The organism is Acinetobacter sp. AR_0276, assembly GCF_003000705.1.
Taxonomy (GTDB): domain Bacteria; phylum Pseudomonadota; class Gammaproteobacteria; order Pseudomonadales; family Moraxellaceae; genus Acinetobacter; species Acinetobacter nosocomialis.
Genome location: NZ_PSQO01000004.1, coordinates 126,402 through 150,342, shown reverse-complemented (window position 1 = coordinate 150,342; position 23,941 = coordinate 126,402). Strand labels below are relative to the sequence as shown.

The 23,941-nt window shown below is 35.8% G+C and carries 24 protein-coding genes; 9 read left to right on the top strand and 15 right to left on the bottom strand.

Annotated features, from left to right (window positions below; all coding sequences use genetic code 11):
- Nucleotides 1-91 precede the first annotated feature (91 nt).
- The 7 genes from CSB87_RS01565 to CSB87_RS01535 all read right to left on the bottom strand — a co-directional run bounded on the left by CSB87_RS01565 (nucleotide 92) and on the right by CSB87_RS01535 (nucleotide 10,954).
- Entirely contained in the window at nucleotides 92-2,185 is a 2,094-nt protein-coding gene (locus tag CSB87_RS01565) for a GGDEF domain-containing protein (protein WP_004886911.1), read from the bottom strand.
- 616 nt (nucleotides 2,186-2,801) lie between these two features.
- Nucleotides 2,802-3,017 carry a hypothetical protein gene (locus tag CSB87_RS01560; protein WP_006580896.1) on the bottom strand — a complete coding sequence of 72 codons (216 nt, stop codon included), beginning with the start codon at nucleotides 3,015-3,017 and terminating at the stop codon, nucleotides 2,802-2,804.
- 189 nt (nucleotides 3,018-3,206) lie between these two features.
- Nucleotides 3,207-3,671: a MarR family winged helix-turn-helix transcriptional regulator gene (locus CSB87_RS01555; RefSeq protein ID WP_004708449.1), complete on the bottom strand. Its 465-nt coding sequence runs from the start codon at nucleotides 3,669-3,671 to the stop codon at nucleotides 3,207-3,209.
- Nucleotides 3,672-4,343: 672 nt separating this feature from the next.
- A complete protein-coding gene (locus tag CSB87_RS01550; protein WP_004886914.1) occupies nucleotides 4,344-6,062 on the bottom strand; it encodes a fructose-specific PTS transporter subunit EIIC in 1,719 nt (572 codons plus the stop codon).
- Nucleotides 6,049-6,996, bottom strand: coding sequence for a 1-phosphofructokinase (gene pfkB, locus CSB87_RS01545; RefSeq protein WP_004886917.1), 948 nt, complete (start codon nucleotides 6,994-6,996; stop codon nucleotides 6,049-6,051). The genes CSB87_RS01550 and pfkB overlap by 14 nt, the downstream gene beginning before the upstream one ends.
- Nucleotides 6,997-7,010: 14 nt before the next feature.
- On the bottom strand, nucleotides 7,011-9,869 hold the full coding sequence (gene ptsP / locus CSB87_RS01540) for a phosphoenolpyruvate--protein phosphotransferase (protein ID WP_004886919.1): 2,859 nt from the start codon (nucleotides 9,867-9,869) through the stop codon (nucleotides 7,011-7,013).
- A gap of 224 nt (nucleotides 9,870-10,093) precedes the next feature.
- Nucleotides 10,094-10,954, bottom strand: coding sequence for an alpha/beta fold hydrolase (locus CSB87_RS01535; RefSeq protein WP_031952597.1), 861 nt, complete (start codon nucleotides 10,952-10,954; stop codon nucleotides 10,094-10,096).
- 137 nt (nucleotides 10,955-11,091) lie between these two features.
- Between CSB87_RS01535 and CSB87_RS01530 the strand changes: the two genes are divergently transcribed.
- On the top strand, nucleotides 11,092-11,547 hold the full coding sequence (locus tag CSB87_RS01530) for a hypothetical protein (protein ID WP_004708460.1): 456 nt from the start codon (nucleotides 11,092-11,094) through the stop codon (nucleotides 11,545-11,547).
- A 33-nt stretch (nucleotides 11,548-11,580) separates the two neighbouring features.
- Here the strand turns inward: CSB87_RS01530 and CSB87_RS01525 are convergent, their stop codons facing one another.
- The 3 genes from CSB87_RS01525 to brnQ form a co-directional block, all read right to left on the bottom strand.
- On the bottom strand, nucleotides 11,581-11,826 hold the full coding sequence (locus CSB87_RS01525) for a hypothetical protein (protein ID WP_000949688.1): 246 nt from the start codon (nucleotides 11,824-11,826) through the stop codon (nucleotides 11,581-11,583).
- A 258-nt stretch (nucleotides 11,827-12,084) separates the two neighbouring features.
- The gene (locus CSB87_RS01520) at nucleotides 12,085-12,504 is read right to left on the bottom strand and encodes a GlcG/HbpS family heme-binding protein (RefSeq protein WP_002050687.1); all 420 of its coding nucleotides are present in this window, start codon (nucleotides 12,502-12,504) and stop codon (nucleotides 12,085-12,087) included.
- 191 nt (nucleotides 12,505-12,695) lie between these two features.
- Nucleotides 12,696-13,997, bottom strand: coding sequence for a branched-chain amino acid transport system II carrier protein (gene brnQ / locus CSB87_RS01515; RefSeq protein WP_106105016.1), 1,302 nt, complete (start codon nucleotides 13,995-13,997; stop codon nucleotides 12,696-12,698).
- Nucleotides 13,998-14,349: 352 nt separating this feature from the next.
- Between brnQ and map the strand changes: the two genes are divergently transcribed.
- Nucleotides 14,350-15,144, top strand: coding sequence for a type I methionyl aminopeptidase (gene map / locus CSB87_RS01510; RefSeq protein ID WP_004886926.1), 795 nt, complete (start codon nucleotides 14,350-14,352; stop codon nucleotides 15,142-15,144).
- Nucleotides 15,145-15,201: 57 nt separating this feature from the next.
- Here map and CSB87_RS01505 read toward each other — a convergent pair whose 3' ends face one another.
- A complete protein-coding gene (locus CSB87_RS01505; protein ID WP_002050716.1) occupies nucleotides 15,202-16,101 on the bottom strand; it encodes a LysR family transcriptional regulator in 900 nt (299 codons plus the stop codon).
- Nucleotides 16,102-16,342: 241 nt separating this feature from the next.
- On the opposite strand from CSB87_RS01505, the gene CSB87_RS01500 reads away from it, so the two are divergent.
- Nucleotides 16,343-16,666 carry a hypothetical protein gene (locus CSB87_RS01500; protein WP_002050660.1) on the top strand — a complete coding sequence of 108 codons (324 nt, stop codon included), beginning with the start codon at nucleotides 16,343-16,345 and terminating at the stop codon, nucleotides 16,664-16,666.
- A 46-nt stretch (nucleotides 16,667-16,712) separates the two neighbouring features.
- On the opposite strand, the gene grxD is transcribed toward CSB87_RS01500, so the two are convergent.
- Entirely contained in the window at nucleotides 16,713-17,054 is a 342-nt protein-coding gene (gene grxD, locus CSB87_RS01495; protein ID WP_000138830.1) for a Grx4 family monothiol glutaredoxin, read from the bottom strand.
- A 227-nt stretch (nucleotides 17,055-17,281) separates the two neighbouring features.
- On the opposite strand from grxD, the gene CSB87_RS01490 reads away from it, so the two are divergent.
- Complete coding sequence (locus CSB87_RS01490) at nucleotides 17,282-18,490, top strand: aspartate aminotransferase family protein (RefSeq protein ID WP_000129946.1); 1,209 nt, start codon at nucleotides 17,282-17,284, stop codon at nucleotides 18,488-18,490.
- Nucleotides 18,491-18,541: 51 nt separating this feature from the next.
- Here CSB87_RS01490 and CSB87_RS01485 read toward each other — a convergent pair whose 3' ends face one another.
- The 3 genes from CSB87_RS01485 to CSB87_RS01475 all read right to left on the bottom strand — a co-directional run bounded on the left by CSB87_RS01485 (nucleotide 18,542) and on the right by CSB87_RS01475 (nucleotide 20,052).
- A complete protein-coding gene (locus CSB87_RS01485) occupies nucleotides 18,542-18,973 on the bottom strand; it encodes a CBS domain-containing protein (protein ID WP_002050640.1) in 432 nt (143 codons plus the stop codon).
- A 138-nt stretch (nucleotides 18,974-19,111) separates the two neighbouring features.
- Entirely contained in the window at nucleotides 19,112-19,486 is a 375-nt protein-coding gene (locus tag CSB87_RS01480) for a DUF2750 domain-containing protein (protein ID WP_001087274.1), read from the bottom strand.
- A 332-nt stretch (nucleotides 19,487-19,818) separates the two neighbouring features.
- Complete coding sequence (locus CSB87_RS01475; RefSeq protein WP_002050673.1) at nucleotides 19,819-20,052, bottom strand: hypothetical protein; 234 nt, start codon at nucleotides 20,050-20,052, stop codon at nucleotides 19,819-19,821.
- 215 nt (nucleotides 20,053-20,267) lie between these two features.
- Between CSB87_RS01475 and CSB87_RS01470 the strand changes: the two genes are divergently transcribed.
- The 5 genes from CSB87_RS01470 (at nucleotide 20,268) to CSB87_RS01450 (ending at nucleotide 23,933) form a co-directional block, all read left to right on the top strand.
- Nucleotides 20,268-20,627, top strand: a complete 360-nt coding sequence (locus tag CSB87_RS01470; RefSeq protein ID WP_002050680.1) for a hypothetical protein — start codon at nucleotides 20,268-20,270, stop codon at nucleotides 20,625-20,627.
- Between the two features lie 100 nt (nucleotides 20,628-20,727).
- Nucleotides 20,728-21,054 (top strand): hypothetical protein, encoded by a 327-nt coding sequence (locus tag CSB87_RS01465; RefSeq protein ID WP_002050644.1) that lies wholly within the window; start codon nucleotides 20,728-20,730, stop codon nucleotides 21,052-21,054.
- A gap of 107 nt (nucleotides 21,055-21,161) precedes the next feature.
- A complete protein-coding gene (ftsY, locus tag CSB87_RS01460) occupies nucleotides 21,162-22,268 on the top strand; it encodes a signal recognition particle-docking protein FtsY (RefSeq protein WP_002050665.1) in 1,107 nt (368 codons plus the stop codon).
- A gap of 186 nt (nucleotides 22,269-22,454) precedes the next feature.
- Nucleotides 22,455-23,051: a nitroreductase family protein gene (locus CSB87_RS01455; protein WP_002050635.1), complete on the top strand. Its 597-nt coding sequence runs from the start codon at nucleotides 22,455-22,457 to the stop codon at nucleotides 23,049-23,051.
- A gap of 210 nt (nucleotides 23,052-23,261) precedes the next feature.
- Nucleotides 23,262-23,933 (top strand): DUF2057 domain-containing protein, encoded by a 672-nt coding sequence (locus tag CSB87_RS01450; RefSeq protein ID WP_004886932.1) that lies wholly within the window; start codon nucleotides 23,262-23,264, stop codon nucleotides 23,931-23,933.
- The last annotated feature ends 8 nt before the right edge of the window (nucleotides 23,934-23,941 follow it).

Sequence of the window (23,941 nt, the reverse complement as noted above, 5' to 3'; positions counted from 1 at the left end):
TTATCGTTATGGTTATATTATCGCCAATTTTATGATTTCTATTGTGTGTTTTTAGTGTGCAAAGTGAGCGACTACTTTTTAAAGGTAGAGATTAACTCATTGAATAATGACTTTCTAAGTAAGCCTGACCTTGTTTGAGAATAGATACAACCTGATTGGCATCGATAGCTTGTTCGAATAAAAAGCCTTGTCCAATGTTATAGCCAAATTGAAGAAGTAATTCTTCTTGTTCTGGTGTTTCAATGCCTTCTGCAATTAGACCAAGTGAGAGATTTGGAGCAAGTAAGCCAATGGCTTGAACAATTGAATAAATTGATGGGTCATTTTGCATCTTTTGTATAAAACTACAGTCGACTTTTAGACAGTCAATTGGGTAATCTCTTATATGTGTTAGAGAAGAGAATCCTGTTCCGAAATCATCTAAAGCAATGCGTACACCATGTTGTTTTAGTTTATTGAGTGCGCGAATAACATATTCCGAACCACGGTCCCCAAGCATATGCTCAGTAACTTCTACTTCAATTAAATGTGTAGGAATTTCAAGATGATTAATTTTTTTTAATAGCCGTTCTGCATAATTATCTCTTAAAAACTCAACTGGTGCAGCATTTAGAGATACTGGAAGGGGCTGAAAACCTAATTTTATCCATTTAGCCATATCATGCAAAACTTGATGTTGCATGATTTCACCAATTTTACTTGCTAAATCGTAATCTTTGAAAGCTTCAGCAATCTGAGAAGGTAAACCTGTCTGAGCCGACGTCGTGTGCCAACGGAGTAATGCTTCAAAGCCCACGACAGTATGTGTTTTTAAATCAACTTTAGGTTGATAATAAGGTTGGATGGTATGGTGACGAATAAGCTGCCGGGCAATGTTAAGTTGAGACGCGATTGCCTCGGTTAATTGCATCATACTCGGGTTATACATACGTATACCGCCACGACCTCGAGCTTTTAAGTCATGCAGTGCCATGTCTGCACAGCTTAATAAACTTGATTGATCAACAGCATCTTGAGGATAAATGGCACAGCCAATGCTCATCCCGCCGTTGAGTACATTCCCGGCATACGTAATAGGTTGATTAAGTTGCTGAAGCAATACTTCAGCAAGCTCGCGCACATCATTTTCATTTTTTAGATGGCTGACAATAACTGCAAACTCATCGCCACCTAATCTAGCGACAGAACATCGTTCATGGTCTACACATTGATTAAAACGTTTGGATAGTATTTTTAATAAGTGATCACCAGCACTATGGCCTATGGTGTCATTAATGTGTTTGAAATGATCTAAATCAATTAAAAGTAGTCCTACACTTGTTTGCGTTTCCCTTGAGTAGGCTAGAGTACGTTTTAGTTGAAGCTTAAATGAGCGTCTATTAAATAATCCAGTAAGTTCATCTCTTTCACTAATATCTCTTAAACGGTTTTCAGTAAGATATTGTTGAGTGACATTCCGGGAAACACACAATATTTGAATAATTTCGCCATTTGTATGCTGGATTGGGGTAAGCATGTTATCCCAATATTCAGGATCTTGATGAGGTAAACAACTCATGCCAGCGAATCGAGCTACTTTACCTTCTAAGGCTTTTTTTAAAGCAACTCTTCCACGCTTACGAATATGAGATGGTAAAAGGTCTAACCATCGCATGCCAAATTTTTTTTCATTTACAGGTACACCTAGAGCAAGGCATCCTGATTTATTCATATGAGATACTGTACCATCAGTATTTAAAACTTTAATACAATCCACACTAATATCGAGCATTTGGTTCTGTATATCGATATCTTTGCGTAAGCTTTGTTGTTCTTGAATATCTTGGTCAATATCTAGGAAACTAACAAACCATTCATTTTCCTGAGAAGATTCATGGTATTTCGACAATTGAATAGAAAGTTTACACCATCGATAGTGGTGACTCTTATGCAAAAGACGGCATTTAAACTCAACTCTTGATTGGAGCCGTATAGCATCTAACCATTTATTTTTAACTTCTTCTAAATCGGCAGGGTACACGAAATCTAACCATTGCTGAAACAATGGAGGAGAAGTATCGCGCCAGTACTTTGTACACTCCGTATTGCAGTATAAAATTAAGCCCTTTTCATCACTGACCCAAGTCGGTAGAGGAAACTGCTCAACAATAAAGTGCTTTTGGGTAGTGTTCGACATTGAAGTCATAACATGCCTAAAACTGCTGAAGAGTTAAACTATTTATAAACTGTATTGTAATAGTTGTGTCGTCCCCACAAAAGCTATAAAAACTGAATATTTGATTTTTTTTTAGACTTGAATAAATGTTTTTCTAAACTCGAACTGTTATTACTCATGTATGCATATGTTATTTATTAACTTTTAATTTTACGAAAATTATAAAAAATAGAGTTTTAACTTTAAAAAATTATGCTTATTTTTGTAAAAAACTTGTTAAAACAGGTGTTTATATAGCTGTAATAGAAGGCTTAACTGAGAAATTTATATCAAATAAAATATTTAAATAAGAAAAAAATGAATTACTTTGAATATTTTCTTTTAAAAAATTTATATAAAGAATCAGTTTAAGTTATTAAGCATTAATACAATAAGCACTATTAACTTTACAAAAGTAATATAAAATAAGGTCTTATGATATCGTAGAATTCTTTTTGTCAAAAAGGATATATAATTCCTTTTTGTGCATTTTATAGCCTACATTTTCCCCAAGATGTAGGTTTTTTTTATGCCAAAATTTTATTATCTCACTTGTTATTAACTTGTTAAATTATAAATAAAAAAAAAGCCATAATGGCTTTTTTATTTATACGGCTTCTGGTTTTTTCAACTGTTGTTGAATATAGAGATTCATATAGTATTGCTCTATATAATCATCAGCATAATTATTAGCTAATGTTTTTGTAGCTACTTGTTCATGCTTAGCATAGCAGTTAGTTTCCAAGTCCTTTTCAAGTACCCACCATTGGCGATTAATACGACGTACCTGAAACTTATCACTTTTATATTTTCTTTTAGCCATTTTTCCTATCATTACAATGTAGAGAATAAAAAAGAGTTTCTACTGGAGTTGAAAGAACAAGTCAACAAGCAGAATGTTTAATTGATTACTTTATGAAATCCATGTTCTTTATCATAATTATCACGTATAAAAAAAGCCCTCATGAGAGAGCTTTAAATCTAATAAATTTTGCAAATTATGAAAAAATAACTAACGCGATAGATTTTTTAAAAGCATTTTTAAGCTTTCCATCATTTTTTCTAACTGTAGGGGGGTAATACCTTCAAATGATTGTTCAAGTACCACACTCGTAAGATCATTAATTTTACTGATCATTTCAATACCACGTTCAGTAAGATATACACGTGTAATTCGACCATCTGTTTGGCAAGAATATGTTTCAACTAAACCTTCATCTTTTAAGCGATAAACAATTTTAGTTGTCGTGGACATCTTTGAAATAATCATGTCAGATAGCTCAGATACGCTAGCATGAGGTTTGCTACTGAGTGCAAGCATAATACGTCTACGAGAATTATCGAGGCCATATTTTTTAAGGGCATTATCAATATTTTGAACATATTGAGCATGGACCTGAGTAATCCAATAATATGGAAAATCTTCAAGAGTGAAAGATTCTGTTGTAGGTAAAAAGCGCGCATACTTCTTTGTCATTGACTTTTCCCCATACCTTGGTGGATCGCATTTTTATGAAACTAATCTTAATAGTTGAAAAATATAGTTTCACTAAGCAAGTTATATCAGGACTTTAAGTCTTGAGCAAAATTTATATTGTTTGAATTAACAAGGACAAACTATAAATTTTCCTCTTCTGATAAAACTTATTCCTTACCGTTTATTTGAACTTGGCTACTCGCTTGGTCGTAAAATGAACGATATTTGTTTGCATGAGAATCGTAGAAAAAAAAACGTGTTTTGAACGTGACATTTCTATCAAAATTTTTTGTCTACAAAGTCATAACTTAAAAAAATAAATCCATTTATTAGGTAAATATTTAAATTAATCATATATTTAATTGTTTTTTTAAAATGAAAATTTACCATACATTTAACATAATTGATGAATTATCTATAAAATTAATGCATATTTGTTTTTAAGTTATTGATTTTAAATATTAAAATTATTTTTGGGAGTAGGGGTAATTATATCTGAAAAATCCAAATGTACTTCTAAAAATTTTGAAATTAAAAGATGAGTGTGGCCTCAAATTAAATTTTTAGTGTTTTACCTTAGAACCACTGATGACATATCTGGTTCAAATTAATTGATAATCTATAAAACTGAGTACTAATAAAAAGGGAGAATTTATATTCTCCCTTTTTTAATTATGATTTTGTTAATAATTTTTCTTCTTGATTCTTTTTAATGATGGCGTAACTTACTCCCGTTACGATACTTCCAGCCGCAATTGCTGCAAGATACAACCACGCATGATTGATTGCATTCGGAATCAGTAGTACGAATACACCGCCGTGTGGAGTCACAAGCTCACAGTGAAATAAAGCAACTAATGCACCAGTTACTGCGCCACCTAGAATACAGGTTGGAATAACACGCATTGGATCTTTTGCTGCAAATGGAATTGCACCTTCTGAAATAAAGCATAAACCAAGCACAAACGCAGCTTTACCTGCATCTTTTTCACCAGTACTAAATTTATTTCTAGCGAGGAAGGTCGCAATTGCCATCCCAATTGCAGGAACCATACCACCTGCCATCGTGGCAGCCATTGGCATATAGGTATTGGTGGTAAGTAGTCCAACTGTAAAAGCATAAGCAGCTTTATTGATTGGTCCGCCCAAATCAATACACATCATACTTGCCAGAATAATTCCCATTAATACAGCATTTGTTGTGCCCATGTTGTTGAGGAAATCTTTCATTAACTCAAAAATATGCGCTACAGGTTGACCTACCACATAGAACATAATCAGTCCAACAGATAATGTTCCTAATAATGGAATAATCAAAATGGGCTTAAGGGACTCTAAGCTAGTTGGGAGCTTAACTTTTTTAGCAATAAATAACGCGATATAACCTGCAAGGAAGCCAGAAACAATACCGCCTAAAAATCCTGCTTGTAACTGTGCTGCCAATAAACCCCCGATTAAACCGGGTGCAAGACCGGGGCGATCTGCAATGGAATATGCAATATAACCCGATAGCATGGGTACCATGAGGGTAAATGCTGCTGCGCCAATCTGTTTTAATATGGCTGGCAGACTACCAGCTTGTTCCGCTGCATTTAGGCCAAAACATAAAGAAAGTGCAATTAGCAAGCCCCCCGCAACAACCATAGGCAGCATATAAGAAACACCAGTTAATAAGTGTTTATATACACCAACTTTTTCAGTTTTATCCTTATTTTCGGTTGTTGCTTGCTGTTTACCTTGTTCTAAAACCTGAGCATTAGCAATTGCCTCAGCAAAAGCCTTGTCGGTTTGTTTTAAAGCAAAACCAGTGCTACATCTATAGACACGCTTACCTATAAAGCGGTCAGTGTTGACTTCAATGTCAGTAGCAAGAATAACAATATCGGCATCAGCAATCGCTTGAGGTGATAAAATATTCTTCGCACCTACAGAACCTTGAGTTTCTACATCGATTTGATACCCAAGTCTTTCTGCACCTTGTTGTAATGCTTCAGCTGCCATAAATGTATGGGCAACTCCAGTTGGGCAAGCAGTAATGGCAACAAAATGAGTTAATGTATTTGAAACTTGCTTAGGTTTTTGTTCCCACTCATTTGCTAGTTTTGAGTGTTCAAGTGCTGTTAAAAGCGCTTTGTCTGCATCATCTTTAATATCTTCAATAGAAACTAAAGATAAAGCGTTTTGACCAAAAATATTTAGATTTTTAGGTTGTTGTCCAATAATAATGACATGATCAAAATGATCGCTTGATTCAAACTCATCGAGTGAAATGACACTGTGTTTATAGCCGTGTTGAGTTGCGACTAAAGCTAGTTTACGAGCCAAGATTAAAGCATTGACTTGCTGTTGCGGACTATTAGTGACAAATAATAAATGTTTAGCAGTTTGCATCAGATTCACTCAATGAATTGATAATAGTTTGTGCTTTTAGTTGGTCTAGAATCTCAGGAGTAGGGATTCGAAAACCAATTTGTGTTACAGCATGGCTTGCAATGGCAGTCGCAGTTTTTAAGGTTTCTTCAGGAGGCAGTTGGTTAACAAGTCCATGGATCATGCCGGCTAAGAGTGAATCACCAGCGCCTACTGTACTTTTTACAATAACTTTTGGTGCTTGAGCATGTAAGGGGTGAGTGGCGTGTAACCAATTTACGCCATCTTCACCCATTGAGATAACCACATGTTCAATATTGGTTAAGCTATCAAAAAGTTTTCTTTGTTCGGCATAGCTTGCGGCAGGACGTTGATAACTTTCAACCAACTCATCGGTATTCGGTTTGATCATCCAAGGTTGACATTCAATTGCAGCAACCAACGCTTTACCACTGGTATCTAGTGCAACTTTCTTATTATTTTTTTTGATCAGTTGAATAAGATGTTGTAACTCATCAATACTAAAACCTTGTGGAAGGCTACCCGCTATTGCAACGACCTCGACTTGTGGTAACAGAACTTCAATCTTATTAAATAGGCTTTGTTTGTCTGTTTCAGAAACAAAGAAACCTTTGCCGTTTAAATCGGTCATCCGCCCAGAATGCTCAGCAATTTTTATATTTTGACGTGTTTCACCATCAATATAAATAAACTCGGGTTGAAATTGAGCTTGTGCAAAATGTGTATCGAAAATTTGTCGATTATGCTCACCTAAAAAACCACTTACGATTACATCATGACCTAAGTCTTTTAATACTTGAGCAACATTTAGGCCTTTGCCAGCCGCATGAATTTCTACCGACTCTTGCCGGTTCACTTCACCTACTAATAACTCATTCAGTTGAATGGTTACATCAATTGCAGGGTTTAAAGTAATTGTTAAAATTTTAGCCATTACTATTCCCAATCTTATAAGTCTTGTTCAGATAGCTGGCGCACAGCAGGGGCGCTATCGCATAGTAAAGCTTGTTGTGCAAGCTTTTGAGCATGGCTATAGCTTAGTGTACGGATTTGAGCTTTTACTAAAGGAATGCTATTTGGTGACATACTCAGTTCGTCTACGCCTAATCCCATGAGAATAGGTACAGCTTTCGGGTCTGCTGCAAGCTCACCACAGATTCCTACCCATTTGCCATGTTTGTGGGCAGCTTTTACTGTTTGATCAATCAAATTAAGAATACTTGGATGTAATCCGTCTGCTTCCGCTGAGAGTATTGGATGGCCTCGGTCAATCGCTAAAGTATATTGGGTCAGGTCATTTGTGCCGATACTGAAAAAGTCGACTTCTTGTGCAAGAACCGGTGCAAGTAAAGCAGCAGACGGAACCTCAATCATAATACCAACTTGTAAATTGTCACATGGATGTTGGGCTCTTACTTCGTCAAGAATTGCTTTGGCTGCACGCCATTCTTCAACGCGTCCAATCATAGGGAACATAATGCGTAACGGACGATTATCAGATGCTTTTAGTAGAGCGGTTAATTGCTGTTTTAAAAGCTCAGGGCGTCTTAAAGTTAAACGAATTCCTCTTAACCCTAAGAATGGGTTTTCTTCTTCAGCAATTGGTAAGTAAGGTAAAGGCTTATCACCGCCTACATCTAATGTACGTACTACAAGCGGGCGACCTGCAAGTGCATCTAATACAACTCGGTAATCAGCCTCTTGAACAGCCTCATTAGGTGCACTGCTATGAGACATAAAAACAAGTTCGGTTCTAAGTAGGCCAATTGCTTCAGCACCACATTCTACTGCTTGTGCTGTCGCTTGAACTTTACCCAAATTGGCTGCAATTTCGATTTGGTGTTGATCTAAGGTAATTGCTGGCTCGTGGCTATGGCGTTCAGCTTCTTCACGAATTTGACGCTGTTGCTCACGCTCTTGCTTGGCTTGTTCGATTTGCGCTGCATCTGGATTTAAAACAAAAGTTCCAGTATCACCATTAATAAGTAAAGTGCTTTTCGGATCAATTTCTAGGACTTGTTCACCAGCACCAACAATAGCTGGAATGCCTAAAGCACGTGCGACAATTGCACTATGCGCACTTGCACCGCCTATAGCAGTTAGAATACCTGCGACACGGTCTTTGTTTAGACGAGCGACATCACTTGGCCCCACGTCATGCATGATTAGAATATAAGGCTCTTTAGGCTCTTCAATTACTACTTCACCACATAATTGGGTTAAAACTCTATCACCAATGTCACGTAGGTCTGTTGCGCGTTCAGCGAGTAAACGATCTGGTAGTGCTTCCTGTGCTTTAGCTGCAGCTTCAATATGCTCATGCCACGCAGCCGGTGCTGATAAATTTTGATAAATTTTTTGATATACACCATTAATTAAATCAGGATCATCAAGCATTTCTAGGTGAGCTCGAAAGATTTGTTTAATTTCAGAAGCATCAGCTTTGGCTATAACTTGGTGAATATTGTTTTTTACTGCATGTAGGGCAATATCTAAATTTTCTTTCTCGACTTTTACGCCTGAACCCATACGTTCATATTGATAAATCTTTGGTTTAATCACATGGACAGGTCCAAAGGCTAAGCCACTTGATGCTGCAATGCCCGTATTGTTACCCAATGTTGTAGCATTGGATATTGCCGTTTGAGCAGGGAGTTGGTCAGGTGTTTCACTGGTTACAGGTAGCGCTTCAACTTCTTCACCTAAGCCTTGCTGCACTGCCAAAATAACTTGATCTAAAGCCTCTACGGCATCGGTTTCTGGCTCAGCGATAAAACGTAGAGTTTGGCCACGCTTACAACCTAACGCTAAAAGACGAGTTAAACTTTTGGCAGAAACAAAGCTACCATCGTCTACTGCAACTTGGATGTCGCCTTGAAAGGTTTTTGTAAGATTGACTAAGTGTGTAGCTGGTCGGGCATGTAAGCCGTGTGCATTTGCTAATACTACTGAACGTTGAGGCCAGTCCGGAACAACGTCAGCTCCAATAATTTTTGCAATTTCGTTTGGCGTTTGAGTTTTATCTAGCTCGGCAACTTGCTCAGGGTTAAATAAAATATCAATTAAACGATTAAATCTTTCATTATCGAGTTGGTCATTGGCTGCTATACAAATGAGGGTGTTCAGCTTTTTACCATTTAGTTCTAAAGCCTGTGATGGTTTAGTAATACTAATAGCTGGTTGCTGAACAAAGTGATTGCTTGAAATGGACCAGATTTGATCTTGCAGTTGAATGGCTTGTTCTGGATCAAGTGAACTTAGAAAACCACATTTTACAAAATTATGTTTTTTGAGTGTTTGAGAAGCTGCCCAAAATAAATCTTCGATATCTTGTGCATCGATTTCGGTTTGAATAAGATTTTCATGAAGTGCTAAAGATAATGGCTGAGCTTGTAGTAATTCGATAATCTGCTCAGGTTTAGACGCATTCTTTACTTGTTCGCTGACGTCATGCATTAATGCACGAGTAAGAATTTGCAAAACTTGCAAATGTTCATCAGATTTTGCTGCAATCACTACAGCTAAATAAATTTTATTTTCTCCATCCCAGATCACACCTTCGGGAAAATGGGCTAAGCGAATCCCTGTTTTTAAAATATATTCACGTGATTGAGGAGTACCGTGGGGAATGGCAATGCCTTGGCCTAAATAAGTCGCGCTTTGTTGTTCACGATTGATGAGTCCCGTTATATATTCAGGCGTAACTAACCCATCTTTTTCTAATATATCTACTAGACACTTTAATGCATGTGTTTTATCAACAGCATGTTGATTCATATGAATATGTTGAGGCTCTAGTGCTAGCATAATTATCCTTGAACAATTTCTTTGGCTTTAGCTAAAACAGAAAAAAAGAAGCTGTTTGCATTAAACAAGTAAATATACCTGTTTTTTGACAACAGCTTCAGATGAATTACCTTAGCAGAACTTTAACGGTATATCGACGCATTTAAGTAAAAAGCTGCTCGTTTTTAATACAAAAAAACCTCTAAGCCGGATTACTGACTTAGAGGCGAAAATAAAAGCAGTGATTAATGTTTAATTTCTTGTTCTAAAATAGACCAAAGTTTTTGATGTGATTTTTTAAATAACAGCATATGGCCAATTGATTTATAGCCTAAATCTTTTGGGCTAAGTTCAATCATTTTTTTATTTGCATTTGGATATAAACTTAATAATTCTTGTACGTTCCGTTTGGTTGCAATCTCATCATCATCAGCCCAAATAGCAGTAATTGGACATTGAATATCTGAATGAAAATCATGAAAAATCTTCTTGCCTATAGCGTTTTTTACATATCCGGGACGACTACAAAACTCTCGCCATTGTTGAGCAACTTTTTTAGGTAGGTTTTCTCCCATACCAATGAATTGAGTTGCGCCATAGCCTTTAACGAGACTAGAAATAGGGAAGATAAGATTAAACATAACTGGTGCTAAAACCTTGGTTTTTCCTTTAAGGCCTTTAATATGTCCAGTTGAACCAGCAACCGTTATTACTTTTGCGACTTTATTATAATTAGGTACGACTCCTAGTAGTTGTCCACCAGCACTATGTCCAATAAGAATAACTTGATTTGCTTTCGTTTTTATTAATAAAGCATCAATTGCAGCAGGAATATCAAGTGTTCCCCAGTCGGTAATACTTGCGGTGCTTTGTTTTAAAGCGCCATGTAGGGACTCGCCAATACCACGAAAGTCAAAACTCAATACATCGTAGCCTTGTTGGCTTAACCATGCGGCGAAAGAGTGATAAAAGTTTTTAGTTATACCTGTTGCTGGACAAATGAGAATAGGATATTCAGTTTTCTTTTCTTGAGCAGGATAAAATTGAGCTGCAAGCTGATAACCATCTTTACAGGTAATCCAAAAAGATTCAAAAGTCTTATCCATAGATTTAAAGTTAATTGGCTAATCATTTATCTTAATGTACATGAGTTCCGAAAAGGCACTTGATTAAATTGTGACTATAAAGTCAAGATTTATGTTATATAGCTCATCAAATTTTAATAAAACGAATAAAGGAAATGATGGATTTATCGAAAGCCGTACAGTTGGCTATTGTTTTTAGTGGTGTCTTTTTATGGATAGGAATGTTAACCGGGGTATGGAAATATTGGCAAATTCGCCGTTCTGAATTAAGCCGTGCACATTATTATGTAGATATTGCACATAGAAGCAGTTTGCTTTATGCAGCAGCTACGCTCATTCTAGCTGTATTGAGCTATTTCACGGTTTTAAATGAGGATATTGCTGTATGGTGTGTATTGGCAAATATACTGTTTTTTAGTTTCTCAATTTTAGTTTATATCATTCATGGGTTTTTACAGGATACGACCAATCAGTTTAAACAACCGCATAGGTTAGGGCAGGTTAATTTGCCGACATGGCTGATGACATTTATGATGATTGCTTTAATTATTACTGAGCTGCTGGCAACTGCTATTTTGGTAATGGGAACGATTTTTCTATTTTTAAATAAATAAAAAATGGATGATTGCTCATCCATTTTTGAATTCTTATTTCTGTTGACTAAGTCGTCTTTTAGCTAATTTTCGCATTTTGTGGTCGACAAAGGCCCATACACAAAATACAAAAGAAACAACCATGGCATACATAAAGTATTCGGGTTTCAGATTCCCTTTAATCATACCTTGAAACAGTAGAGTCAGCATAAGAGCAAGTGTTGTTACTCCATAAACAACTGAATCTTTACTGTTCAGAGTGTTAATGAAGACTTGTTTGTTGAAATGTAATGATAACATCTCCATCCCTCCTTGTGGTTGCGCTAAAACCGAATGTTTTAGTCAAGAATAAGTTTAATGTTGTACTTGTATTTTTAGCTTAATTCAATAGTCAATTGAAAAATTTTTGAACAGTTTTATGAAAACCTCTATATTTATAAATAGTTAAGGTATAAAAAAGGTAAATATTAAATATTTTTGTATAAAATACTTAATATTTTAGAAAAGAGAAATTTTTAGGTGAAAAGTGTAATAATTTCTCTTTTCTCTCAATTTACTTTAGTTGCTTTGTTTCTTTAAGAAGACATCAATTGCGTGTTGTGCAATTTCAGCATCTTCAAAAGATTGGACACCAGAAACACCAATTGCACCTAAAATCTGGCCTTCATAAATAATCGCTTTTCCGCCTTCTAGCATACCTTTAGCACTTGGTAGACTTAAGAAACCAAGACGGCCATTTTGAAGAAGTTCTTCGTAAAATTTTGACGGACGGCCACTCATTGATGAGCATTTAGCCTTTTCTAGGCATATATGTGTACTGAGAGGAGAGGCACCATCTAGGCGTTTCATAAGTAATAAAGAGCTTGTTTCATCAACAATAGCTATACTGACTTTGAAGTTGTGTTCGATTGCATATTTTTGAGCTTCTTCCATTAAAAACTCTGCATCTGCTAATGTTAAATAATATTTACTTTTCATTTATGCTCTTCTTTACTGAGTAAGCTAAAAATTATTTTAATGTAATATTACAGCAAAAATTAATTATATCTATAGTTGAATTGTCATTAAATACTAGTGTTGGAAATAAAATGCTGGTTGGGTAAACGCAGCATTTTATTCAATATATAAAATCATGTTTGGGTAAAACTCGATTTCAAAAAAACACCAGGTTAAATGCTTTTATGTTTAACTTTGTCGATAAGGGTAGTTACCACAAGAACAACTAAAGATGGGATCAACCATGCTAAATTCTGTTCATTTAATGGTAAATGTTGAAGGAACATAGGAAGATTATCTCCAAAACCCGCAACCTTAAGCCCATCGATAATTCCGAAAATTAAAGCAATACTTGTTACTGAACCAACAATTAAAGATGGTTTATGCCAAAATTTCCAGAAGAAACTGAGCATAATAACCACAATAGCTGGTGGATAAATTGCACTTAAAACCGGTACTGATACAGCAATGAGTTTGGTCAATCCAAGATTAGAAATAATGAAAGAGAAACCAACTAAGATAAATACTAAAAGCTTATAAGGTAACTTGGTGAGTTGAGCAAAATATTCACCACACGCACAAGTTAAACCAATTGCAGTTACCATACACGCTAAGAAAATAAGTCCAGTTAGGAATAATGAACCCATATTTCCAAAAGCATGTTGAACATAGGCATGCAGAATTACAGCACCATTTGCGGCATTTGGAGCAACTTCGTGACTACCTAAACCTAATTTAAATAAGCTTAAGTACACTAAAGTAAGACCAACACCTGAAATAAGGCTAGCAATAATTGCATATTTGGTGACTAGCTTTTTATCTGTAACACCACGCGAATAAATTGCTTGAATAATAACGATACCAAATACTAAAGCACCTAAAGTGTCCATAGTAAGATAACCATTTACGAAACCTTCCGAAACAGGAGAGTTAACGTAATGATTAATTGGAGCAGGAACGTAGCCCGCAGGAATCATAACCGCTGCAATACCTAAAATTGCTAAAGCGATAATTTTTAGAGGTGCTAGAACATGTCCAACTGTATCTAAAAGCTTGTTTGGATATAACGAAACTAAAGTAACAAATGTAAAATAGATTGCGCTATAAATTAAAAGACTACTGCTTGATGTTCCGAAATAAGAGGAAAAACCAATTTCATAAGAAACTGTTGCAGTTCGTGGTGTAGCAAATAAAGGACCAACTGATAAATAACATACTACTGTTAAAATCAGACTTGCGATACGGCCTAAAGGTGAACTAATGATTTCAATGGAACCCTGCATGCGAGAGAGTGCCATAATCGTAATTACGGGTAAGCCAACAGCAGTAATCAAAAAGCCTATGGCCGCTAACCATACATGATCACCAGCTTGCTGTGCGACAATGGGAGGAAAGATAATATTACCTGCCCCAATAAAGAGGGCAAAGGTCATAAAACCTAAGGCAATAATATCTCCAGTACGAAGTTGTTGCATAAATTAAATTTAACAAAAAAGAAAGAATTTTAGAGTAAAAGAGAGCATGATCAAGCGCTATTTTATGTGAAAAAGAGATTTTTCAAGTTTTCTAAATCAGTCAGAGATATGAAAAATATCAACTGGTTAAGTTATCTATTTGAAAAACCTTTGAAAGAAATAGAGAAAATAGTTTTTAACTCTGATTTTTTAAAAAAATTATGTAAAAATAAAAATATAAAATACTATTATGAATGTTGAATATTTGGACATTTAAAGCTTTCCGCCTATCATATATCCATTCTAAAATACTATAAATTAACTAACATTTTTGTAGGTGTGATCAAAACAGTGCCTACGAGGATAAAATTGAATGAGAGCTTCTACTGTTACAATTAAAACAGAACAAGATCTGGAAAAATTAAGAATTTCTGGGCATTTGGCTGCACAAGTTTTAGAAATGATAGGGAAGTACGTTAAGCCAGGCGTAACAACTGAGTATTTAGACAATATTTGCAATGATTACATCGTAAATACTTTAAAGGTCATACCAGCCAATGTTGGTTATCACGGTTTCACAAAAACAATATGTACTTCAGTCAATGAAGTAGTGTGTCATGGTATTCCATCTCCAAATAAAGTTTTAAAAGATGGCGATATTATTAATATTGATGTAGCGATTATTAAAGATGGTTACTTTGGCGATACGAGCCGTATGTACTACGTTGGAAACGTAAATCCACATGCGAAAAAGTTGGTTGAAACAACTTATGAGGCAATGGTTGCTGGTATTCATGCAGTTAAACCTGGCGCTACTTTAGGTGATATTGGTTACGCTATTCAATCGGTTGCTCATCGCGAGGGTTATAGCATTGTTCGAGAGTATTGTGGGCATGGCATTGGTAAAGTTTACCATGAGCAGCCTAATATTCTGCATTATGGACAACGTGGACAAGGTTTGGTTCTAAAGAAAGGTATGGTCTTTACAATTGAACCTATGGTGAATGCAGGCAAACCTCAAGTTAAAGAATTAAATGATGGTTGGACCGTCATTACTCAAGATCTTTCTTTATCTGCTCAATGGGAACATATGGTTGCAGTTACAGATACAGGTTTTGAGCTACTTACACCTTGGCCAGAAGGGGTAGGAAATTATCCAAAAATTTAATCGTTATAAAATAAAAAGTTCGATATATTATCGAACTTTTTTATGGAGCTTAATTTATTAATGCTCTGAGAGATGTTCCACAAGATAATCAATAAATACACGCACTGCTGGGAGTAATCCTCTACGAGATGGGTAAACAGCATGAAATATACCGTGAGCTGCTTTCCAGTCCGGTAAGATTTGTACAAGCTGACCCGATTTTACAAAATCTTCAGCTGCTGTTTCTGGCAATAAGGCAATACCACAATTCTGACTTGCAAGTTGGGCAAGCATATAAAGATTTGTTCCCATTACAGTGGGGCTAACTTTCACTTTTTTCAGTTGGCTATCTGGACCATGTAAAATAAATTGTTGATCTAAATGCTCTTCGGACAAGCTTAAAATACGATGATCGCTTAACTCATCAGGTGACTTAATATTACCAAACTCATTTAAGTAAGCTTGGCTTGCGAATAAACTTTGTTCTATGAGCGCAAACTGTCTAAGTACTAAGCTAGGGTCATCATCTAATTTAGATCTGACACGTAGAGCTACATCAATACCTTCATTAATCACATCAACGCGACGGTTGCTTACAATAAGTTGTAAACGAATTTCGGGATATTTTTTTAAGAATGCCGGTAAAATTTTAGGTAGCTGGTTTTGGGCAATGTCTACAGGAACGCTTACTTTGACTACGCCTCTTGGTTGAATACTTAAGTGATCAACTAAATCATGGGCTGCTTGAGCAGCATTCATCATAACTTGTGCGTGTCTATAGATATCCATCCCGATATCGGTAACAGCAAAATGACGAGAACTGCGCTGAATTAAGCGAACCCCTAAATTTTCCTCTAAATTATAAACACGACGACTTAATTTTGATTTTGGAATGTCCGTAACACGTTCGGCAGCACTAAATCCACCATGCTCAACAACAAGGGCAAAACAATAAAAATCATCAAGATCTGTGAGCATTAAAATATCCTATTTATGCAACACTAAAGATTTTACATTATTAGTTTTGCAACGATAAAGTTTGATTTTAATTTTTTGTAAAAAGCCGATAAATACAAGAGAGTAAAGGGAATTAAATAATTTGAAATTATAATGTCATTACATTGAAATGTTTTTGTAATTTATTTTATGAAGCTTAAAACAAATATAGCGTTTACATATTATTTTTCATAAAATAGATTTTTCTCGGTTTTTTAAAAGTATGTCTTACCAGTTAGTTGAATTAGAAAATGCATCGGCCAATATCCTTTGCCCAATCTGTAAGCTTTCAGTTATTGATTGGACACAAGAGCAGTACGTCCAACCTTGTGAACATACATTGTTTATTGCAATGGATTTAGGCTTTGAATTTGTAGCTGATCGTTTTGAAGAAGTTATGAATCAAAACGTAGATGAGTTGCATGAAGATCCGAACATGAATATTTTTGAAGCGATAACTACCACACCGTATAAAAATTTAACTATTTTAAAAGCAGATCTTGGTGTTGATGGACTATTTCGTTATATCGGTATAAGTGATTGTTAAATTTATAAGTATAAAAAAGCCAATCTTTCGATTGGCTTTTTTATTATTAAGCTTCTGGAGCTGCGCTGTATTGTTCGATTAATGGTTTTAATTCGCCATTTTGGAACATTTCAAGCATGATATCGCTACCACCAATAAGCTCGCCGTTTACCCATAATTGTGGGAAAGTAGGCCAGTTTGCAATTTTTGGTAAAGTTGCACGAATATCAGGGTTTTCTAAGATGTTCACATATGCAAATGGACGACCAATTTGACTGAGCGCCTCTACTGCACGTGCAGAGAAACCACATTGTGGAAACTGTGGAGTGCCTTTCATGTAAAGTAAAACGGGATGCTTCGCAATTTGATCGCGAATTAACGCTTCAGTATCACGTGCTTGTTCAGTCATAAATAGATCCTCAACTAATCTTGCAGCATTATAGGGGGTGTTCACATCGCTTTGCAAACCGCCTTGTTGCTTAAAGTTGCACAGAATATTCAATATTTTATTGTATAAACCGAAGCGATAGCAAAAAGCAGACGAAATTTTAGATAAATGAAGGATGAGACTTTTCATCAGTGCAAGTTTTTGTTTATATAAACCCTTCTTAAAACCTCATACAGAAAGAGTTCGTGATGACTGATATTACCCTGGCTCCAGTACAACCTGATCAACCAACACACTTAATGGCTACTTATGGTCGCCAAGCGATCAGTTTTGTCCGAGGCCGAGGGGCATATCTTTATACACAAGATGGTACAGAATATTTAGATGCACTTACTGGTATTGCTGTATGTGGACTAGGACATGCTCATCCAGCTATTGCAGAAGCTATTGCAGAACAAGCAGCTACTCTCGTGCATACGAGCAATTTATTTGAAATTCCATGGCAAACTGCGGCGGCGCAAAAGCTTGCTGAGGTTTCAGGTATGGAAGAAATTTTCTTTTCAAACAGTGGTGCTGAGTCAAACGAAGGAGCGATTAAAATTGCTCGTAAATTTGGTACTCAACAAGGTATAAGCTTGCCAAAGATTATTGTTGCTGAACAATCATTTCATGGTCGTACTTTGGCGACACTTTCTGCAACTGGTAACAAGAAAGTACAAGACGGTTTTGCACCTTTGGTGGAAGGCTTTATTCGAGTCCCATTTGGTGACATTGAAGCCATTCAAGAGGCAGCCTTACAGCATCCAGATATCGTTGCTATTTTAATTGAACCAATCCAAGGTGAAGGTGGTATTAATACTGCACCTCAAGGATTTAGCTATTTAGAAGAAGTTCGCCAAATTTGTAATCAGCATAACTGGTTGATGATGCTAGATGAAATCCAAACTGGTAATGGTCGTACCGGTAAATACTTTGCGTATCAACATACAAATATTATTCCGGATGTTTTAACTACAGCAAAAGGATTGGGTAATGGTTTCCCTGTAGGTGCTGTAATGACTCAAGGTAAGGCTGTAGGTTTGTTAGGGCCAGGCAGTCATGGTTCTACTTATGGCGGTACAGTATTGGGTTCTCGTGTGGTTTATACGGTAATTGACACAATCCAGAAGGAAAATGCGGTAGAGAATGCAGCAGTAGTAGGTAATTATATTGTTGATCAATTACGTGCCCAATTGTCGGATAAGAATGTGCAAGTACGTGGTTTCGGTATGATGATCGGTATTCAACTACCTAAAGATTGTGCTGAACTTGTTGCGATTGCTCGTGATGAATACAAACTTATTATTAACGTTACGGCAGGTTCGGTGGTTCGTTTATTACCTCCAATTAACATGACACAAGCTCAAGCTGATATTTTGCTAGAGCGTTTAGTTGCTTTAATTACGAATTATCTTTAATTTTTAAAGACAATAAAAATGGGCGTTAATCGCCCATTTTTATTTTTGTATTTAGCCTGAAATATATTGCTTTAATTGTTCAATTAAAACTTTCTGATCTTCCATGGCTGCTTTAACTAAGTCACCAATTGAAATAAAACCAACTAATTTTTCATTATCTAATACAGGTAAGTGTCGTAAATGACGATCAGTCATGAGTTGTAAACATTCTTCAACTGTATTGTTTAAACCTACGGTAATTACTTTTGCCGTCATAATTTCAGCAACTGTGGTGCTATAAGACGAACGCTCCATAAGCGTTACTTTTCGTGTGTAATCGCGTTCAGATAATATTCCAACAACTTTTTCACCTTCTGCTACGACTAAAGCACCAATACCTTTTTCCGCCATAATCGTAATTGCTTCGAGGACAGTCGCTTCGGGTGAAATTGTAAAAATGGCTTGTTCAGATTTGTTCTTAATTACTTGTGCAACGATAGTCATTTCTTCTGTCCTGTTGTTTTATCATTTTGATTTAAATTAGCTCGATTTTTGAAAAAAGCAAAGACTTACGAGTCATTCAAATATTAGTTTTACGCTTAAACGCTCAAAAAGCACTCTAAGTTTGGTAGCTTAAAAACTTTAAGCTACCTGCCATTTTGGATGATTAAAAAAGAAATGATGCATTTGTTGAGTAGATAACTTCAACTTACGATGAGATGAGTTAAATAATGCAGGGGTAACTTTTAACCGTGTTAAAGTAGGTAATAAAGATTCATGAAAGTCTTTTGGGGTAATTTTTCTTGGCTTGTAATTAGGCCAATGAGTTTTGGCATATCGATGTGCTTGCACTCCATTTAACCAAAAAGGAAAAATAAAATCTTCCTGATCTGATTTAATGGCCCAGCCTTCATCAAATAGTCCCCAAAGAACTCCACAATACATCATGGTTCTTAAAATATAAATCTTGATCATCAAGTCTTTAGAAACCGGTTGTAGATTACTTAAACTGTTCATTTTAAATTTAAAGGTTTTCAACTTGTCTTGCTTATTATAAGAAAACCACATGACATTTCAGTTTAAACAGGTGTCAAATCGTAAACAAATATTGATGACTTGAAATATCTATATAAATCAATACTAAAAAATAATGCTGTGTTATGACTAAGAATAGTGAAGTAGGGTTGCAGAAAAAATTAATAACTTTAGTTTTTTCAGATATAAAAAAACGCCACCTGAGCAAGACAAAGCGACTTAAGCTTTGGCGAAGCGCAAGATGAACATAGTTATGGTTAATTTATATTGAACTTTTTACAGGTATAAAAAAACGCCACCTAAGTGACGTCTCTTTATGCTTGCATGGTGGCTAGTTTCTGCCAATATTGTGCTTTCATGGAATCACGTTCTACACGGAAACCTTGATAATATAGCTCTGCTAAGAATAGGGCAGCTTTGCCGTGACCAGCACGCGCAACTTCTTCTAACTGCGCAACAGCATCTTGGAAATTCATTTGAGAGTGAATTGTATTAACTGCAGTTGCGTATACATGTTCTAAATCATGATGAGAGATACGTTGAATCATATAAAACTCCTTATTTTAATTATGATTACTTTTTCTAAAGGCCACTGCCTTTGAACTAATGTAACTTAGAATTGTTAAACTAATATTACAAATTAATGGATTTGTCAACTATTGTTCAGCATTAGTTGGTTCACTATTAGGATACATGATTAAACATTATTCACAAATAATTTTGAGTAAAATCAATATGAGAATAAAAGACAAGGAGAATAACTATGACAAATACTATCGATGGCTTTGTTTTTGATACTCCTCCTAAAGAGGAGCAAATCATAGAGCTTGCTCATTACCATCGTAAATTATTAGACGAAGCAATTTTCCATCAAGAAATACATTTAGGTGATTATTGTTTGGCGCAACGTAAACGGGTTTTTGACTATGCTCGCCAATTGGATCCTAATCAAAAAGCTTGGTTCTATCAGGTTTATGATGGTGAACTTAGAAAAATTGCAGATGAAGATGAATTGCATCCAGCTGATGCTGAAGAAGGATTAAGTATTTTTGCTATGTTACTGGTGCTAGTAATTATTGCAGCAATCTTATACTTCTCTGTAATACGTTCTTTAATAAGCTAAAGTTTATCATCCAGTAAGGCTAAAGAATATTAGTCTTACTGGATTTTGACCTTGTGCTGAAGTGCATTGAACCCTACACTACATCAATTAGAGGTAGGGCATGCTCACATTCAAAGAAAATTTTCTTAAATTAAAGTCTGAGTTAAAGGCAGACCAATGTTTTAATCTGGTTGTGATTATTATCATTGGCTGTATTTTTATGCTGTCTTATTTAGCATTGCTTCGTCCTGTGAACTCGGAACAGTATCAACGAATTGTACAACTTTCTCGACAGGCTACATATCCTAGAACTCAAGATATGGCAGAGTTGATAATGAATCAATCAAAAATTCATAGGGCAGAGTATCTAAAGTTAATGTACGCTTATCAGTTTGAACATGATCACATCAAGGAATATCCTGCGTTAGCACAAGAAGATACTCAATAAGCATGGTCTTTATTTTAGAAAGGTTTTGCTCGCTATTGGAGCAGGCAAAAACTTGAATTTATGCTAAACTTTCTATTTTTTAACACGCTGCTTTTCAAGGAATCGGCATGCAACAACAATCGAATATGCAAAATAAATTCTTGATAGATGCTGAGATCGGGGATGACGATGTCACATTGCCTAATTTACCTGCTATCGATGTTCCTATCGTTGAGTCACCTGTTAAGCAAGAAGTAAAAGCACCAGAAGTTGTCGAGACAGCACCTTCAACTGAACCAGAGCAACCAAAATCAGGTTTCTTTGGGCGAATGAAAGAAGGTTTAAGCAAAACTCGCCGTAATTTCACCGATGGTATGGTAAATATCTTAATTGGTGGTAAAGAAATTGATGATGAGCTGCTTGAAGAAGTTGAAGAGCAATTATTAGTTGCAGATATTGGTGTAGATGCAACAAAAACGATTATTACCAACTTGACTGAACGTACTGCACGTGGCGATTTGATTTATTCACATTCGCTTTATAAAGCATTACAAGAAGAGTTGGTTGCTTTACTGGCTCCACGTGTGAAGCCTTTGCATATTGACCCTAATAAATCACCTTATGTGATTTTAATGGTGGGCGTGAATGGTGTTGGAAAAACAACCACTATTGGTAAACTGGCTAAGCGTTTACAAGGCGAAGGCAAGAAAGTTATGTTAGCAGCAGGTGACACATTCCGTGCAGCTGCTACTGAACAATTGCAAATTTGGGGTGAGCGTAACGACATTGCTGTTGTCGCTCAAGGCCATGGTGCAGATAGTGCTTCGGTTATCTTCGATGCTTTTGAAAGTGCGCGTGCTAAAGGTATTGATGTGTTAATTGCAGATACCGCAGGTCGTTTACATAACAAAAGTAACTTAATGGAAGAGCTTAAGAAAGTTAAGCGTGTTATGCAAAAAATTGATGCTACGGCACCTCATGAAATTATGTTAGTAGTAGATGCAGGTACGGGGCAAAATGCAATTAACCAAGTACAAGAATTTGATCAAGCAGTAGGTTTAACTGGTATTACTATTACTAAGTTGGACGGCACTGCAAAAGGTGGTGTACTGTTTAATATTGCTAGTCGTACTCATGTACCAATTCGTTTTATTGGTGTGGGTGAAAAAATTGATGATTTAAGACCGTTCTCGGCAAAATCATTTGTAGCGGCATTATTTGAAACAGAAAAGTAATTTACAGCTAAACTCTAAAAAACCTCATGAAATAGTGAGGTTTTTTTATATCCATATCTTTTTTTATTGTTGCGAAAATAAAACGAACTGTCATATTTTTAATGCTGATTATAAGAAATGAGTTTCATAGACTATATTCATTCCCAAACAACGGCCAATGGTCAAACAAATAGGTAGGAAATAAAAATGTCTACTTTCTTAGATAAAATTAAAAACCGTCGTACTATTTATGCAATTGGTAAAAATGTTGCATTAGATCGCACAAAAATTGAAGAAACAATTCGTGAAGCCGTTAAACATAGTCCTTCATCGTTTAATTCGCAATCTTCACGTGTAGTTACTCTATATGGTGAATCACATACTAAATTTTGGAATTTGGTTCGTGAGGCATTACGTAAAATTGTTCCTGCAGATGCTTTTGCTGGTACTAATGCAAAAATTGATAGTTTCGTTGCCGGTGTTGGTACAGTACTATTTTACGAAGATCAAGCTGTTATTAAAAACTTGCAAGAGCAATTTGAACTATATGCAGACAACTTTCCAGTTTGGTCTGAACATTCAACCGCAATTGCACAATTTGCAACTTGGACTGCGCTTTCAGAACTTGGTTTAGGTGCTTCTTTACAACACTATAACCCAATTGTTGATGCTGACGCTGCTGAAGCATTTGATATCCCATCAACTTGGAAATTACGTGCTCAATTAGTATTTGGTTCTGTTGAAGCACCAGCTGGTGAGAAAGCATTTATTAACGATGAAGATCGTTTCAAAACATTTAACTAATTTTAGTTAATCAAAAGAGTACCTCAATGGTACTCTTTTTTTGTGTTCAAAATTAACATGAAAAATAGTTATTTATTATAATTCAATAGTATATTTTAAAAGTTTTAAGTGTAGCTATGCTAAAACAGATAGTGTCATAAAATCGTCATAATCATATTGCATATTGCTCATGTTTTTACAAACTATTAAATATTATAGAGACGTGAACAGATGACTTTAAGATTAAGTGTTGCTGCAATTGGTTTATTACTAAGCGGTTCGGTATTTTCAGCAGTTACAATTACGGCACCTGAGGAAATTGTAATCCTTGCGGTGAACGGTCAAGAAGTCAATTCAGGATTATTCCGTTCCTCTAAAAATAACTACAAAGTTGATGCGGGTGAAACAAACCTAAGTGTGCGTTATCAAGAATACTTTGAACATCTAAATGGTGAACACGATATTGTTAAGTCTGGTGTTGTTACAATTCAAACTCCAACTTTAAAAGATGGTCAAACTTATAAGCTTGCTATGGTGGGTGTACCAAAAAAATATGAGCAAGCAAAGAAATATGCTGAGCAACCAACAGTCGCTTTATATAACTCAAATAACGAACTGGTTGTTCAGCAAACTGGTGCAAACAACGAAGCAAAACCTTGGTTTGCAACGGGTTTGTTGGGTAAGGTGGCTGACTTTACGACAAAACCTTCTAAACCACAGCCTGAACCTGTTTATGCTGCTGCCAAGCCATCTACTTCTCAAGTTACAACATCTATTGCCGCAACAGTACCTTCGGCAGGTGTTGCACAAACAAATGATCAGCGTCTAGTCGAGCTTTGGCAAAAATCTTCTAAGGCTGAGCGTCAAAAATTTATGGCGTGGTTAGCTGAACAATCAAATTAAGCAATTGC